Origin of the sequence: Roseimicrobium gellanilyticum, from assembly GCF_003315205.1 — a bacterium.
Lineage (GTDB): Bacteria > Verrucomicrobiota > Verrucomicrobiia > Verrucomicrobiales > Verrucomicrobiaceae > Roseimicrobium > Roseimicrobium gellanilyticum.
The window spans coordinates 201,774-218,001 of the sequence record NZ_QNRR01000012.1 but is presented as its reverse complement, the minus strand read 5'-3'; the positions used below and the strand labels follow the sequence as shown (position 1 = coordinate 218,001).

Genomic DNA, 16,228 nt, shown 5'->3' with positions numbered 1-16,228 from the left:
TTTGGTCTTCAGCCATTTGACGCGGTTTCGTGAAGGGTTTGCAATGCAGTGATCTCCATGCCCCGAAGCCGTGGCTTGCAACCCACGCGCTTCAGCAGTGCCACCTCCACCGTGAGCCCTGGACCGAAGGCCATAGCGCAGGTGGCGCCCTCCTTCGGTGCTGTCGTGTCCAGCAGATCCCTCAAGACGAAAAGTACCGTCGCGCTGCTCATGTTCCCATGAGTCCGCAGCACGCGACGGGAACTTGCGAGTGCAGTCTCCGGCAATCGCAGACCTTGTTGGACCTTGTCCAAAATAGCGCGTCCGCCGGGATGGACAGCCCACTCCGTGATATCCTCAGGAGAACAACCTTGTTTGTCCAGCACCCGTGCCATGAGAGTCTCCATCTCGCCTCCCAGAATCTCAGGCACGTAGCTGCTCAGCTTGATTTCGAAGCCATGATTGCCGATGTCCCACGCCATATGACTCGCTCCGGACGGAACGAGCTCTGAGATGAATCCGTCCAGGCGATATGCTGGGCGATCCACAGCCGGGGTACGCGCACTCACCACAGCTGCGGCAGCGCCATCGGCGAAGAGAGAATTCGCCAGCATCACGTCCGGCTTGTCCTCCAACTGCAAGTGGAGGGTGCAAAGCTCCAGGCACACCACGAGAACCACGGCATCTTCACGCGCCTTGCAGAACTGCGAGGCCATGCGCAATGCTGGAAATGCAGCATAGCAGCCCATGAAACCGAGGGTATAGCGCTCCACTCCAGGATCCATGCCCAGCGCCTCCACGAGGTGCAGCTCTGGCCCGGGATTTACGAAGCCAGTGCAGGTGACGTAGATGACATGGGTGACTTCGCGTGCAGTGAATCCACTATCTTGGAGAGCCCTCCTTGCAACCTGCTCGGACATTTCGCGGGATGCGCTGGCGTATCTCGCATTGCGTTCTGCCGTGCCTGGATTGCCCGGACGGTTGTCGCCGTTAGGTTGAAACAAACCGTGACCGCCTGTTTCGAAAAAACTCTCCAAAACGCTGTGCCGCGTCTCAATGCCGGAGCGCTTGTACAGCGCGCTCAGCAGGCGGCGATGCCGTTCGTCTGATGTCCATCCCATCATCCGCTCGCGCACGGTGTCTTGCTGGTAGGAGAAGGGCGCCGCCAGGGTCGAGATGTGGTGAATGTATGCGCTCATAGGGGTTCAGGCGTTGGTGTTTTGTAGCGTGATCTCGGCGTGGACCTTCACTACGTCTCCGACACGAATAACCAGCATCACTGAAGGCACTCGTATGCCGGAGGCCTTCAGTGAGACCTCGAAATCCAGATCGAACGACGCCTTGTCGCCATTCTGTTTCCAGTTGGTGATCACTCCCATGACTGAATGGCTCTTACCCAGAAGTGTGAGCTGGATCGGTAGAACTTGAGGTGCCGTGCCAATGCCGGGCATGAGCTTGGGGAATTCCGTGTCGATCTCACCCGTCACCAGCGGGAAGTCTGCCATGCGCATGGCCTTGCGCAGGTTCTCATCTCGCTTTGGCTCCTTGGTGTCCATCTCCACGACCTTCACCTCCACCTTGGCTTTGATGGAGGATGGCTTGGTGCTGTCGGTCATGCCGACAGTGGTGAGGAATGGCTGGGCTTTGACGGTTCCGGACCAGTCGTGAAGCGTGGAGGTACCTGCAAAGGTGAGTGCGGCCGTACCTTTCCACTGGGTGGTTGTCTCTGCGAAAACGTGATGCTGCAGTCCAAGGATGGAGGCAAGTGTGGCTATCAGGGCAAAAGAAGTTCTCATGTTGATGATTGAAGTTGAAATGCAGTTGAACAAGATGGGGCGGTCGTCCTCATGACGTACCGGCACGAAGGGGCCATGGCCGGAACCCGTCACGGCCAGGGGAGAGCATGGATCAGCAGCATGCTGCTCGTTGGAGCATCATGCGTGATCGGTGGCTTGTTCAAAGTAGATGCACGCAGCGCGCGATCCGCGCGTCTTCAGGGGAGCCCATCCCGTCATGAGGAGGGCCTCTTGCCGACAGCTTCGTCGATCGAGCAGCCGAAAGACGCGCTGGGTGATTCCACGCAGGAAGCATCTCCCACTCGCTGTTTTCCTCTGTAAGAGTTTCGGAGACCGAACTGGCGAGCGAGTCGTCTGCCGTGCGGTCCGGGCGCTCATCGCAGTGACACGGAATTTCCGGCTGATTTCCCTCCACTGGAGGAGCAGTCAGGCGAGATGGGCCTGGATTCTCCGTTCGGATAGCTGTTCCGTGATGGTGGTGATGAGGAACGTGAATCCCCAGTGGCTCCAACAATTGGCAGAGACAGCCTGGCAGCACCAGCTGCAGGCTCGCCCACACACAAAGGATAGATTTGAGTACTGTCACTCTAACTCGCGGAACAGGAGTGGAAGATGTGACTACGTGACCGTGAAAGCGTTGAATGATTTTTTTGCAATGCTAACCGGTCTCAATAGCAGTTGCCCTCAGGCGCTTGCCGAATGGGGAAGCCTCATGGAAAGAAGGCGCTTCCTAATCTCCTCTGCCCAGAGCACCAGGCTTCCGAGAGCGCCGATGAGGAAGAAGTCAGCCAGCGGGATGGGCACTGTACGGAACAACCGGTTCATCGGTTCCGTGTAGACGACGAGGAAGTGCAGGAGATTGCCCAGGAGGAGGCCTCCCACGAGCCACCAGTTGCGAAAGACATCGAAGGTTAGGGCCGATTTTGTGGCACTGCGGCAGTTCAATACATTGAACCACTGGCATACGGCCATGAGTGTGAATGTCTCAGTCTGCACCAGCGGGTGGGAGACGCCGGTGGAGAGCCTCCAGTGAAAGAATCCAAACACGACTGCCACGGAGGTGCCTACCATCACGAGCAATCTATTCAGCGATTCGCGACCAATCAGGGCCTCATTTCTTTTTGGAGGCCGGCATTTCATCTCGTCTCCCTCAAGGCCCTCCATGATCAGGTTTACGGTGACGGTGCCTTCCGTCACGATGTTGATCCACAGGATCTGAACTGCGGCGAGGGGCAGGGGATACCCCAGCAGCAACGCAAGCATGAGCACAAGCACTTCATCCAGCGAAGTGGCGAAGAGAAACAGCACCACCTTTCCCAGATTCCGGCGGACAAGGCGGCCCTCTTCCACGGCGTGGACGATGCTCGCGAAGTTGTCATCAGTGATCACCATCTTTGCTGCACTTTTGGCAACCTCCGTCCCCGTCATTCCCATGGCCACACCCACATCGGCCGTGGCAAGGGCTGGAGCATCATTCACGCCATCGCCAGTCATTGCCACCACCTGTCCCTGCGCTTGGAGCGCCTCCACGATCCGGAGCTTCTGCGCGGGATGAACCCTTGCGAAAACACTGATGCGGTCAAGCGAGGCCCGCAAGTCCTGCTCCGGCATCATGTCCAGCTTGGCTCCGTCCACCGCCATGTCACCTTCCCGGGCGATGCCTAGCATGCGTGCGATCGCCAGTCCGGTGATTTGGTGGTCACCCGTAACCATCACGGGCCGGATGCCAGCCGCGAGGCACTTCTCTACTGCCGCCTTCACTTCTTCGCGGGGTGGGTCCATCTGTCCGACCAAGCCCAGCAGCTGTATTCTGCCTCCCAAGGCATCGTAACCCTGCTGCAGGTCCACGCTTTCATGGGTGGCTTCTGCCACCGCCAGCACGCGCAATGCTTCCTGTGCGAGTGCTTCAGTGGCGCTCAGGAAACGTTGCTGTCCGGCACTGTCTCCACATAGAGCGAGCACTTTCTCCGGAGCGCCTTTGATCACCGTTCGGATGGCGTTTCCACAACGGTGCTGGGTCACCATGAGCTTCGAGTCCGAATCGAAGGGAATCTCGGCGTGGCGCTGCCATCGTCGTTGGAGGGCGTGTATGTCCACTCCATGCTTCACCGCGAAAACGAGCAGAGCCGCCTCCGTGGGATCACCCAGAGCACGCCAGCGTGAGTCACGCGCATCCGGCGGCACGAGCGAGGCATCATTGCAGAGAGCCACGGCTTCAGTGAGAGAGCGCACGGCGGAGTCATCTTCTGCCACGGGCTGGTCTCCTGCCAGTAGTCCGCCCTCGGGATTGTAGCCAGATCCGGTGATTTGGACGCGGCGGCCATCGGGAAGCACTGCCACGGTGACAGTCATCTCATTGCGCGTAAGGGTGCCGGTCTTGTCGGTGCAGATGATCGTGGTGGAGCCCAGTGTTTCCACCGCTGCCAGCCTGCGCACGAGCGCGCGGCGCCTTACCATGCGCTGCATTCCCACTGCGAGGCCTATGGTCATGGCCACCTGAAGTCCCTCCGGAACCACGGAGACCATCTGACTCACTGCAACCATGAAGATATCGCCAAATGGAAGGCCCCGCAGGTAGCCGGTAATCAAGATGGCCAGGAACAAGACCACAGCGCCGGCCGTGAGCCATTTTCCAAACTGTGCCAGCCGCTGCTCGAGTGGTGTCTTTGGATCTTTGGCTTGCAGTGTCAGACTGGCAATCTTGCCCACTTCCGTCGCTTGTCCGGTCGATGTCACGACCGCACGTGCTCTCCCCGCCGTGACGTGGGTGGCGGAGTACACCATATTGGTGCGGTCGGCTAAAGGTGTGTCTTCACCGAGCGGCTCCGTCTGCTTTGCCACGGGAAGTGATTCGCCGGTGAGCGCTGCCTCTGAGATCTCGAGTGCGGCTCCGTGGATGAGTCTGGCATCCGCTCCCAAGGCGTCTCCCGCAGCCAGCACGAGCACATCACCCGGGACCAGATCCCGCGCTTCGATGATGCGCTCGTGTCCGTCGCGGAACACCCGGCTTTTCAGCGAAGACAGCCGACGGAGAGAGGCGACCGAACGTTCCGCTCGCCCTTCCTGGAAGGTGCCAATACCAGCATTGATAAATACCACCAATAGAATCACGCCTGCATCCGTCCAGTGGCCCATGGCTGCCGAGATGACCGCAGCCACGAATAGAATATAGATAAGCGGGCTGGCAAACTGGCTCGCAATGACACGCCACAAGGGTCTCTGACGGGCCTCGGGCAGAAGGTTGGGGCCATGCTCCGCCAACCTGAGTTGCACCTCTGCGTCTGTCAGGCCCCGGCTCGCGTCGACGCTTAAGATCGAGCACACGTCTTTGAGAGACAATGCGTGCCAAGAGTTGTCGGGCGTCATCTGAGTTTGTTAGAAGCCGTTGTGATCAGATAATGTTGTTACGGTGTGATCAAGACCTTGAGCACGCTGCCTTGTTTGTCGCCAAAGATTCGGTAACCTTCAAGAATCTCTTTCAGGGAAAGGCGATGGCTGATCAGGGGAACGGGGTCAAAGCGGCCGCTTTCCACCAAGCTCATGAGCCGCCTCATGCGTTCCTTCCCACCCGGACACAGCGTGGTGACGATTCGGTGATCCCCAAGACCTGCCGCGAAGGCGTCGTAGGGCAAGGCAAGCTTTCCAGAATAGACACCCAAGCTGGAGAGTGTGCCGCCGGGGCGCAGACAGCGCAGACAGTTCTCAAAAGTCTGCTGAGTTCCAAGTGCTTCGATTGCCACATCGGCTCCGCCACCGGTGAGGCGTCGCACCTCTTCCACCACGTGGCAGTGCTGGTAATTCAGCGTGACGTCTGCTCCCAAGTGACGGGCTACTTCCAGGCGATGCTCATCGCTGTCCACCCCAATGATGAGAGAGGCTCCCATCAATCGGGCACCCGCCGTCGCGCACAAGCCGATGGGTCCTTGGGCAAATACCACCACGGTATCTCCCAGCTTGATGTTCGCAGATTCAGCTCCGCCAAATCCTGTCGAGGCAATATCGGCAAGGAGTACCACCTGCTCGTCCGAGAGCGAGTTGGGGATCGGCGCCAGGTTTGCCTGAGCGTCCGGCACCAGAAGGTATTCCGCCTGGGCGCCATTGATCGTGTTCCCGAACCTCCAGCCGCCGATGGCTTTGGTACCATGGCCTTGACCGCATTGGGATAACTGGCCGGACAGACAGGCCCGGCACTGCCCGCAGGGGGTGATAGCTCCCACAAGCACACGATCTCCGATGCTATAGCCGTGGACGCCGGGGCCAAGTTCTTCAATGACGCCCACCGGTTCGTGCCCAATCACCAAGCCGGGTGCGACGGGGTATTCACCGCGGAGAATGTGCAAATCCGTCCCGCAGATGGTGGTGGCGGTGATGCGAATAACGGCTTCACCCACGCCTGCAACAGGCCTTGGTACGGATACCAAAGCCAGCTTGTGCGGCGCGCGAAAGACAGTGGCAAGCATGGTTTCCATAGTGAGGAAAGGTTGGTTGGAAGGACAGTGCCGGGCTGGGACGGCCCGAGCCGCATGTCTGAAGTCTACCCCCCGTACAGATGTTGTTCTCCGCACGTCTTGAGTAATCCCGCTTCTATCTTGCCTGCATTCAGCAGGCCAGGACCGACGTCTGAAGACGCTTCAAAATATGCCTCGCTACGAGCAAGCCACGCAGAGTAGCCACCACGCAAAGTGGTATTCTGGACTTTCGAGTATGCAGCCAAATTGGCCGCATTTCCTTCTCAACCAGCAATAGGTTATGAAAGTTCTTTGCGGTACTGACTTCTCCCAGTCAGCGAATGATGCAGCGGAGGTGGCCGCCAGCCTGGCCGCGAGATTGAGACATCGTCTCTCCCTGGTCTACTGTCTCGCTGACTGGTTGGTTCCGCCGGACTATCCGGTGGTTCATCCCCTGGACGACCAAGCCAGGGAGCTGTTGGACGATGAAGTTGGACGGGTGTGCTCCAAAGAGCAGATGGTTGAAACGAAGCTGTTGCACGGCAACGTCAGTCACCACCTCATTACCGAGTCCGCTCAAGATACCTCCATGATCGTGATGGGAGCCACCGGAAAGGGTGCTTTCGCCAGATCGTTGATCGGTAGCGTTGCAGAACACGTTGCGGAGTCCGCGAGTGTTCCAACATGGGTGGTCCGGAACGCCCAGCCATTGCTGAACTGGCTGTTGAACAACAAACCTTTGAAGGTGCTCTGCGCGATTGATGCCGGGGAGTCGGAAGCCGCCATCCCCCAAGCAGTTGCGGATCTCCTTCTTGTGGGCCCTCTCGAAGTTGAGTGCGCCTATTTTATGCATGTAGGGGCCTATCAGCTTGAAGCCACGGACTGGCGAACCGTACACCCCGCGCTCCTCGTGCCAGATGAGGCAGAGATAGGAGTTATCCAGTCGAGAATGAAACAAGCTTTCAACCAAACGGCAGGTTTTGGACCTATTGCCGTGCACGTGCGCCAGGCGATTGGCAATCCTGCCTACGACTTCATTACCATCGCCGACAATGTGAAGGCTGACCTCGTCGTGGTTGGTTCCCATCACAAGCACGGACTTCAACGGTTGCTGCATCCATCCTTTTCACGACGAGTGCTGGCCCACTCAACGACAAATGTTTTGTGTGTGAGTCTGTTGCCCGCGAAGGATGCAGGGCCGCATCGGACGGGGTCCGATAGTGCTGCAATGGTCGGGAGGGTCTGATGGGAGAGATACTAGGTCCTCTCGGAGGAGGTCAAGAATATCTGACGGCTACGGTCGAACGCAGAATGAGCCCAGTGTCGCCCAAGTTCTGCCGAGAATTTTGGGACGGAGTTGCCAGAATGATCCTGACACTCTAACCCTTGGGAGGCTACACATGAATGCGCTTGGTAATTCTCCAACCAAAAAACAAATCGCGGTGCGTGCCTACGAGATCTATGTTCTGGAAGGCCGCCCGGAAGGCCATGACATGGAACACTGGCTGCAGGCGGAAGCAGAGCTGAAGGAGGAACTTCGAAAAATGCCGGCTCGCGTTTTGAATGCAGTTTCGCAGGAATCAGACAGAGAGCGGATATCATCGGCTCGTTCGCGACGAAACCGGGGCAAGGCCAACGCGAGCGCCATTCCGGGGAATTCTTCCACGCAGAAGGATGGGATGCTGCACGGCGACAAGAAAACCGGAAGAACTGGGGAGAGGACAAATGCGGCTGGAAACCGGGGAGGGATCCAGGAAGTCGCTCACCGTGTGATGGGCTCCCGACAGTCTGAACGGCGACCCGAACGATCTGGTCAGCGCCGCCAGCCAAAGCGTGGTCATGGGAGTCAAAGGGCCGCAGAGTAATCACAACAAGAATACAGTCGTAAAGCTTTTGGGGGCTCTCCCGCTCTTTTCCGCAGCCCCTGGAGGAGCTGTGCATCCACAACACAAGCAACCTGCAAATTCGCGGCGAGATAGTGCGGCAAACCAGACTCGCGATCTTCCCCTCTATCGATCTGGCTATGTGCCTTTTAGAAAGACCCCATCACATGCGTGTCGCATGGCGAGCCGCCTTAGCAGCATCCCATAGTTTGCATCTGGCGCATCATCTGCACTTATTGTGGTTCTGATCGAGGGCGGAAGTTCATCTGGCTGCTCGAAGGATTGCGTGAGGGCTTCGAAGTCCTCCGTTCTAGCATCCGAGACGACACCTGCCTTCGTTTCACGTTTTCTCAGGCGCTCAAGAGCCAGCTCTTTCGGGGCCACAACCTCGATCCAGGCAAGTTGATGGCCTGCCTCCCGGAGCTGTTCGCTCAGGATGGTTCGGTGTTCGCGCTTGGAGAAGGTGGCATCGAGAATGACATTCCGGCCACTTTCCAGCGTTTCTATCGCCTGCCGGCAGAGGGCACCATACGTGGATGATGTCGCCACTGGGTCATAAAGCCTGGAGCGCTCGGCTGCGGTGCCGCGGTAGTCGAGTGGCACACCTGCTTGCGTCTTGCGGACGACGTCTGAGGAAAGGACCTTCCAACCGGTCTCCTGGCCAAGTCTCTCTGCGAGAGAAGACTTTCCGGAAGCGACCTTGCCCATGAATACAAACACTTGTGGTTTCGAACCAGCAAGCGCGTAGCGAAGCGAGAGAACAAGATATTGCTGAGCCAAGTCCAGGGAGACCTTCTTCTTCTGTGGGGTCAAGGTGGCTGAGTCACTACGCAGGCATGCCACCTTGGCGCGGACACAAGCTCGATAGCATTTGTAGTAGTCCAAAAGGGACATCATCTGAACGTCACCCCACGTCTGGATGAATTGCTGGATGAGATGAGCGGAGAGATCGCTTCTGCCGTTGAAATCCAGGTCCATTGCGAGGAACGCTAGATCCGAGGCGACATCAATGTGGCGGAACGCTTCATTGAACTCGATGCAATCGTAGATGGAGACACCCTCGGGAGCCAGGTAGACGTGTTCGAGACGCAGGTCGCCATGGCAATCGCGGAACCAGCCGCCCTCAACCCTTGCTTTGAAGAGAGAGTCATGCTGCCTTTCAAACTCCGTGGTGAAGCATTCGATGGCATCAAGTGCATGGCTGCTGAGAGGCGCATTGCGGAAGGGGCGAAGTATCTCGAAATTGTCGTGCACACTTTTTCGAGTGCGGACTCCCGCGGAGCGAGCTGTCAGGGAATCCAAGGGGGAGGACTTGGCGTAAAACGAGCGAAGCAACTCGATGACCCGGTCAATCTCGAGGATGCCCACTTCTTGCTCACGAATAAGATTGTTCAGGAAAAAGCGGGAATCCATCAGCTTCATCTTCACCACCCATTCAAACACCCTGCCCCCACCGCCGAAGTGCAAGGCATCAGCAGACTCATGAATGGCCTCTGCCTGGAGATAGATCTCCGGTGCCAGCCGTCGGTTCAGCACCAGTTCGCGTTCACAGTCAGCGTGACGGAGGTCCAGGGTGGAAAAATCCAGAAATCCATAGTTGACCGGCTTTTTGACTTTGTAGGCGAAGGGAGGAGCGAGAAACACCCACGAGGCGTGGGTCTCGACCATCGAAACGTCCGACGGACCGTGTTTATACGAGTGGGCATCAAGCATGAAGTCCAGCAGTCGTTGAGTGTTGGCGTCGGGCATGGAATCTTGGATGAACTGCCGGAAGGAACGACAAACGTTTAACGGGTGTGGGTGTTCCCTTGTCCACCGATTCGGTAACGAACTTAGCTGAATGTCTGGAGCAACCCGTGGATGCAGCCATGAGGCGGACTCGCCAGTGGAACAGCACCCACTATACACGAGGAGCGTGCGCAACGAAGATGGGTATGGTCGATTTTGAAATGAGGCGCTGGACGGTGGAGCCCAGCAGTACTGAGGTTGCCCGGTTTCTTCCGTGAGTGCCCATACAAATCACGTCCGCCCCAAACTTCCCGGCAGCTTCACGGATTGCCTCGGCTGCGTCTCCATGCACGACCACTTCGGAACTGAACAAGATGGCGGATGTGGAAAGCTGCCGTGGAATCAGGGAGGCTATGGTTGTCTCCGCCTCGTCCTTCTCTTTGGTCACCGCCATGCTGTGCTCGAAATAGATTTCTGAAGCAATGATCGGATTTACGCTTGGTGAGGGGTCGTGGCAAACGTGGAACAGTTTGATTCGACCGCCAAATGGCAGGAGGCTTTGCGCATAGAGGATGGCATGATTGCCAGCAGGGGAGAAATCGGTTGCCACGAGCACATTTCGAATGGTGGGCACCGTGTAGTCTGGATGGAATGATTTGACGGGGACGCAAAGCACGTTGGTTTGTGAGTGAACGATCACTCCATGAGAGAAGGACGGCGCCGCCAATCGGCGCATTCCATGCCGCTGGTCTGAACCAACCACCAGGAGGTCGGCCTCGCGCTCGCGGGCCAATTCCAGGAAGGTGGCTGCCGAATTGCCGGCACATGGGCGCACGTAGACCTCGATGGGGAGGTCTCCAAGGGCGTCGTGAAGGCGTTCCCAAATGTCTCGTTCCAGACTGGTGGTTTCCTCAGTTTCCCCGCCTTGTGCTGGAACGGATGGTTTTCTTCCTGTATCGGAGTCTCCCTTCTCCGGTGTCACGTGTGCAGCTTCCACATGCACGGGTCCCCACGAGAGCAGCTGCTTTATGTAGGCCATGGCCGCATCTGCAGAGACGGTAAAGTCCACCGCACAGAGCACTCGAAGCGGCCTTTCCTTTCGCAGCCAGCCAAGCAGCGGTTCGGAGTTTCGCACCACCAGGATGGGGACGGGGACGAGAGAGGCTACGCGTTCTGCCACGCTGCCGATAAGCCAGCGGCTGCCCAGACCTGCGCCTGTGGAACCCATGATCACGAGATGGGGCGGGTGGTCTTCTGCAGCCAGAAGTACTTCTTCGGCAGGCGGGCCGTAGCGGAGGTCCTTTCTAACGGAGATTCCGGCATGACGCAGCCGAAGGGCCTCACGTTCGAGGTCACCATCGGAGCGCTCGGCCAGAAGTGCCGTGCCAGGCATTTCAGCGGAAACCAGCCAGTCTGGAACGCTGTGCAGGAGTTGTACCGTGCTGCCAGTTTCGGACTTGGCCACCATGCCGGCCGCTACGTCGGCGGCCCGTTTGGCAGAATCAGAAAAGTCGGTCGCGCAGAGGATATTCATGGCGTGCTTCCTCACGCTCTCATTCTCCAACTTCAAACGTCCGAAAGCTCCTCTGCGTTTGGTTTTGGCCATGCTGATTTTGGCGCGCTTTTTGTAGTCACGGGATCCATCCCTGCACAGAGGATCGCAATCCTCGCCGAGACTGCAGTCGCGCATTTGGTAGGCTACGCTGTCATGAACACGGCGAATCAATCGTTGGGTCAGACCGTCGTTCCTGCTACACGCATCAGTAGGATCCTGGCACCTACGGACTTTTCTCCGCTATCGAAGGCTGCCGTCTGTGCCACAGTGACCATGCTCGAAGGCAATCCTGAGGCGTCCCTGACCCTCATGCACGCGGTGGATCCTGGTGAGTCTGCTGTGGATCTGGATTGTGGAGATGTGTCGCATTTGCATCCTCTTGTGGCTCGTGTGAATCATGCGGGCAAGCTGATGAAAACGCTGAGGACGGAATGCGGGTGCAGCTCAGAGTTGGACACTCGCATCGTGATGGGCAATGCGGCGCACGCGATATGCAACCTGGCGAGAGAAGAGAATTATGACCTCATCGTAATGTCCAGCCACGGGCGTACGGGCCTCGCGCGAGTGTTGATCGGCAGCGTTGCCGAGCGGGTTGTACAGGAAGCTCCTTGTGCCATTCTGGTGGCCAAACCACCGAAAGACAGTGCTGGCACCTTGCTGGTAACACCCGTCCCGTTGCGATTCATGAGGCTTCTGGTCGGCTATGACCATCGAGCGGGAGCACGTCATGCCCTGGACATGGCCTGGGAACTGGCCAAAAACAGGGGAAGCCACCTGACCTTGGTGCACGCGCTGGAACCGGGTCCAGTGATGCCAGACTGTCCTTCGAGCGCTGAAGAACGAGCGGTGTGTGTACAAGAGGCACTTGAGAGGCTCGTGGAAGTCCGTCGGAGACGTTTTCCAGAGTCCCTGGACTGGGATCTGCGGGTGGAGATTGGTGAGCCTTGGGATGTGATTGTCCGGACTGCGAAAGAAACCTGCAGTGACATTGTCATCGTAGGACCTCATGAATACACTCGGTGGGGACATGCCTACGTGGGCAGCACCGCGCAACGCGTAGTGCGCTCAGCCCCTTGTCCAGTGCTCGTGGTGAAGTAGGCCTGAATCGGTCGCATAGATCGCCACGAATAAACCACAGCCAAATTTCGCAACGAACCTCAGTGCGAGGTGGTGGTAGCGGATTTGGCGTTGGCAGGAGTGAAATCTTCTGCAGCTTGCCGCAGCAATTCAGTGACTTCTTCGTCGCTGGTCTGGGAGAAGTCCTGGTACCACTGTCCCACGGCAGTGAAGTTGTCCGGCACCAGTAGGGCAACCAAGTCGTCCACCGTCGGCTGAAGATCGGCTCAAGTCTCAGCGGCTGCCACCGGCACTGCGACAATGAGCTGGCCCGGTGCCTGGCTGCGAATCGCCTTGATGGCAGCGCAGATGCTCGCCCCGGTGGCAATTCCGTCATCTACCAGGATGACCGTCTTTCCTGTCATCTGCGGAGCTCGCGTATGGCCTCGATAGAGCATTTCGCGGCGCTCGAGTTCCTTTTGTTGAATGGTGATGGCCTGTTCAATCGCCTCTGGTGAAACGGCTGTCGCCAGCACCACATCCTCGTTCATGACACGTATGCCTCCGCTGGCGATTGCTCCCATGGCGAGTTCCTCCCATCCCGGGACACCCAGCTTGCGCACTACCATCACATCCAGCGGTGCGTGGAGCGCCTCCGCGACCTCGTAGGCCACGGGTACGCCTCCGCGCGGGAGCCCGAGGATCAGGACGTCTTTCCGGAAGGCGTAGCGCATGAGGGCCTGTGCCAGAACTTGCCCGGCATGGCCGCGATTCAAGAAACACTTGGGTTGCATATGCAGTCTCCTGGAGGGTTGCTTCAGTTTTTCAGATGGTGGCGCAACCATACCGCAGCGTGGTGAGCCACTTGCGGCAGGGCGCCGTATTCTTCAAAAAGGTGGGTGGCCCCGGGAATCACTTTCATGGCTTTCTCACAGCGCAGTTCTCGCAGTGCCGCTTCGTTCAACTGGAGAACCTCGTAGTCGCTGCCGCCGACAATCAACAGGGTAGGGGCGTTGACTTCACGCAACGCATTATCTGCCAGATCGGGTCTGCCACCTCGGGAGACGACAGCACCCACTCGGGTTCCAAAATGTGCAGCTGCCACCAGAGCCGCAGCGGCTCCCGTGCTGGAGCCAAAGAATCCGATTTGCTTTCCTGCGCTTTCCGGTTGGTCCAGCAGCCAGTTCGTCACCTCGATGAGCCGTTTGGCCAGGAATCCGATTTCGAACCGCAGTTCGAGGGTTTCTTCGTCCGCCAGTTCCTCCTGTTGGGTGAGCAGGTCAAACAGAAGAGCCCCGAGTCCCTTCTTCCGAATCTCTTCGGCGACAAACTGGTTTCGGGGACTGTGGTGGCTACTTCCGCTTCCGTGCACGAAGAGCACGATGCCTGGCGCTCTTTCAGGGATATCCAGCATGCCTTCAAGCACGGCACCGCTTACTGGGATGTGCACCCGCATGCCTTCGACGGGCACATGTTGGTGGTTCAATACTGGAGAAAGCTGTTTCATGGAGTGCTGTCATCGACAGGGGCTGCGACTTGGTCCAAGTCGGGGACGCCCAACTTTTGGGGCGGGTCAGATTCGTCAGATGTCCCGGCATTCGCCTCTCCCGGCGGAGCTATGGGGTGCAGCCGGCGGAGCTGTGGTCCAAGCTTTTGACCTAGGCCTTCCAGTTTCTCTTCCGCTTCAAGTGTGTACCTTGTCCACGGCATCGCCATCAGGCGGGCTGATGGAATGACCTTTCCTGTCTCTTCACAAAGGCCATAACGCCCCTCTCTGATCCTTTGAATGGCCGCATCGACCTCCTGGAGCATCTCATCTTCGCTTTCCCACATGGCCAGCGCGAGGTCGTGGTCAAACTCATCCGTAGCGCTGTTGGCTGACTCGGTGTCCACCTCGATTGGCTCCGCAGCCTCAGCCATTTGACTGTCACGATCGTTCATCAGCCGTGTCCGCAGTCCGATCAGGGCACGGAAGTGCCAGACCCACTGTTCTGGAATGATTGGTCGCGGGTGCGGTGAGCCAGATGCTCTTCCGGTGAGACTCTCTGTCTCCGCGGTTGCGGGCGAAATGCGAAAATGGTTTTCTCGTTTCATGGCCTACTCCATGGCGTGTTCCAAGTTTGCGGCTCCGTGTGCCTCTTTGGGTTCTGGAATGTCTGTCATGGTCGCCTCTGTGAGCAGGAGGATACCCGCCACCGAGACGGCGTTCTCCAAGGCGATGCGTACGACCTTGGTGGGGTCGATGATGCCGGAGTCCATGAGGTCGACATACTCACCGCGCGAGGCGTCAAATCCAAAGTTACCTTTGCCTTCGCGCATCTTGGCAATCACCACCCCGCCATCGACAGAGGAGTTTTCCGCAATCTGGCGTGCCGGCGCTTCGAGCGCACGCTTCAGCACCATGAGGCCGGTGCGTTCGTCTCCGTCTGATTCTGCTATCTCGGCATCCACGGCATCGACAGCGCGCAGGAGTGCCAACCCACCTCCCGGGACAATGCCTTCGGCGATGGCCGCCTTCGTAGAACTTATGGCGTCATCGAAAGCATCCTTGCGGGCTTTCATTTCAGATTCAGAAGGGGCGCCGACGCGGATAATCGCCACACCGCCGGACAGCTTGGCAAGGCGCTCTCGGAGCTTCTCACGGTCATAGTCTGAGGTGGTTTCTTCGATCTGCCGGCGCAGTTCCTTGCAGCGACCGGTGATGGCCTCTTTTGTCCCCTGTCCATCAACGATGGTGGTGGTGTCCTTGGTGATAAGGACACGGCGAGCGCGGCCCAGATCGTGAAGCACTGCCTTTTCCAGCTTCATGCCGAGTTCGTCGGAGATTACCTTGCCACCGGTGAGGATGGCCATGTCTTGAAGCAAAGCTTTGCGTCGATCTCCGAAGCCAGGCGCCTTCACCGCGACACAGGAAAGAACTCCACGCAGGCGGTTGACGACAAGCGTGGCCAGGGCTTCGCCATCGACATCTTCCGCCACGATGACCAGCGCGCTGCCGCTCTTGGCTATCTGCTCAAGCAGAGGTAGCAGCTAGGGCATGTGCGAAATTTTTTTGTCTGTGAGAACAATGACCGGGTCATCTAGGGACACCGCCATCTTATCAGTGTCCGTGACAAAGTAGGGGGAGAGGTATCCCCGGTCGATCTGCATGCCCTCCACCACCTCCACATTGGTCTCGGTGGTTTTGGCTTCTTCCACGGTAATCGCCCCTTCAGAGCCGACCTTTTCCAGGGCATCGGCCACCAGGTCGCCCATCACAGCATCATTGTGGGCGGAGATCGCTGCCACCTGGGCAGTTTCTTTTTTGTTGTTGATGGGACGGGAGATCTTGCGGATGGCCTCCACAGCCACCTTCAGGCCTCGATCAAGCCCCCGCTTCAAATCGACTGCCGAAGCTTCCGCGGTAACATTGCGCACGCCCTCAGAGAAGATCGCATGCGCAAGGACGGTGGCGGTGCTGGTGCCATCGCCCACGGCTTCTCCGGTACGTTCGGCGGCCTGGCGAATCATCTGGGCTCCCAGGTTCTCCTCAGGATCCTTCAGGTCGAATTCCTTGGCAATGGTGACCCCGTCATTGCAAACGAGGGGCTTGCCCCATTTTCTGTCGATCAACACCGACTTTGACTTTGGGCCCAGAGTGATGCGCACGGCGTCTGCGAGAGCGCTGGTGCCACGCAAAATCTTCTCGCGTGCCTGAGAGCGGAAGGTGACTTGTTTGTGTGACATGGAAGGGTCCTCCACACGGATATTTGCCTGCCGCGGGTGGGCGGCGACGGTGCTTAA

The 16,228-nt window shown here is 58.2% G+C and carries 13 protein-coding genes and 1 pseudogene; 3 read left to right on the top strand and 11 right to left on the bottom strand.

The features are described from left to right. Positions 1-8: 8 nt before the first annotated feature. The 4 genes from DES53_RS26215 to DES53_RS26200 all read right to left on the bottom strand — a co-directional run bounded on the left by DES53_RS26215 (position 9) and on the right by DES53_RS26200 (position 6,235). Entirely contained in the window at positions 9-1,178 is a 1,170-nt protein-coding gene (locus tag DES53_RS26215) for a type III polyketide synthase (RefSeq protein WP_113961289.1), read from the bottom strand. A 6-nt stretch (positions 1,179-1,184) separates the two neighbouring features. Beyond that, positions 1,185-1,775 carry a YceI family protein gene (locus tag DES53_RS26210; RefSeq protein ID WP_147263626.1) on the bottom strand — a complete coding sequence of 197 codons (591 nt, stop codon included), beginning with the start codon at positions 1,773-1,775 and terminating at the stop codon, positions 1,185-1,187. Between the two features lie 684 nt (positions 1,776-2,459). Beyond that, a complete protein-coding gene (locus DES53_RS26205; RefSeq protein ID WP_113961287.1) occupies positions 2,460-5,141 on the bottom strand; it encodes a cation-translocating P-type ATPase in 2,682 nt (893 codons plus the stop codon). 38 nt (positions 5,142-5,179) lie between these two features. Beyond that, positions 5,180-6,235, bottom strand: a complete 1,056-nt coding sequence (locus DES53_RS26200; protein WP_113961324.1) for a zinc-binding dehydrogenase — start codon at positions 6,233-6,235, stop codon at positions 5,180-5,182. A gap of 289 nt (positions 6,236-6,524) precedes the next feature. Between DES53_RS26200 and DES53_RS26195 the strand changes: the two genes are divergently transcribed. Next, entirely contained in the window at positions 6,525-7,469 is a 945-nt protein-coding gene (locus DES53_RS26195) for a universal stress protein (protein WP_113961286.1), read from the top strand. Beyond that, positions 7,414-8,088 (top strand): DUF2934 domain-containing protein, encoded by a 675-nt coding sequence (locus tag DES53_RS33985; protein WP_113961285.1) that lies wholly within the window; start codon positions 7,414-7,416, stop codon positions 8,086-8,088. The genes DES53_RS26195 and DES53_RS33985 overlap by 56 nt, the downstream gene beginning before the upstream one ends. A 156-nt stretch (positions 8,089-8,244) precedes the next feature. On the opposite strand, the gene DES53_RS26185 is transcribed toward DES53_RS33985, so the two are convergent. Both DES53_RS26185 and DES53_RS26180 read right to left on the bottom strand, forming a co-directional pair. Beyond that, on the bottom strand, positions 8,245-9,855 hold the full coding sequence (locus DES53_RS26185) for a bifunctional aminoglycoside phosphotransferase/ATP-binding protein (RefSeq protein ID WP_113961284.1): 1,611 nt from the start codon (positions 9,853-9,855) through the stop codon (positions 8,245-8,247). 151 nt (positions 9,856-10,006) lie between these two features. Continuing rightward, positions 10,007-11,368, bottom strand: coding sequence for a universal stress protein (locus DES53_RS26180; RefSeq protein WP_170157425.1), 1,362 nt, complete (start codon positions 11,366-11,368; stop codon positions 10,007-10,009). 174 nt (positions 11,369-11,542) lie between these two features. Between DES53_RS26180 and DES53_RS26175 the strand changes: the two genes are divergently transcribed. Beyond that, positions 11,543-12,487, top strand: coding sequence for a universal stress protein (locus DES53_RS26175; protein WP_113961282.1), 945 nt, complete (start codon positions 11,543-11,545; stop codon positions 12,485-12,487). A gap of 59 nt (positions 12,488-12,546) precedes the next feature. Here the strand turns inward: DES53_RS26175 and DES53_RS33615 are convergent, their stop codons facing one another. From DES53_RS33615 to groL, 5 genes and pseudogenes are all read right to left on the bottom strand, one after another. Continuing rightward, entirely contained in the window at positions 12,547-12,705 is a 159-nt protein-coding gene (locus tag DES53_RS33615) for a hypothetical protein (RefSeq protein WP_211325699.1), read from the bottom strand. A gap of 27 nt (positions 12,706-12,732) precedes the next feature. Continuing rightward, positions 12,733-13,239: a phosphoribosyltransferase gene (locus tag DES53_RS33610; RefSeq protein WP_281270208.1), complete on the bottom strand. Its 507-nt coding sequence runs from the start codon at positions 13,237-13,239 to the stop codon at positions 12,733-12,735. A 23-nt stretch (positions 13,240-13,262) separates the two neighbouring features. Next, positions 13,263-13,952: a dienelactone hydrolase family protein gene (locus tag DES53_RS26165; RefSeq protein ID WP_245958273.1), complete on the bottom strand. Its 690-nt coding sequence runs from the start codon at positions 13,950-13,952 to the stop codon at positions 13,263-13,265. Further along, positions 13,949-14,365: a TraR/DksA family transcriptional regulator gene (locus tag DES53_RS26160; RefSeq protein WP_211325697.1), complete on the bottom strand. Its 417-nt coding sequence runs from the start codon at positions 14,363-14,365 to the stop codon at positions 13,949-13,951. Before DES53_RS26160 ends, DES53_RS26165 begins: the two co-directional genes overlap by 4 nt. 177 nt (positions 14,366-14,542) lie before the next feature. Further along, a pseudogene (groL, locus tag DES53_RS26155) lies at positions 14,543-16,171 on the bottom strand (chaperonin GroEL). Positions 16,172-16,228 lie beyond the last annotated feature (57 nt).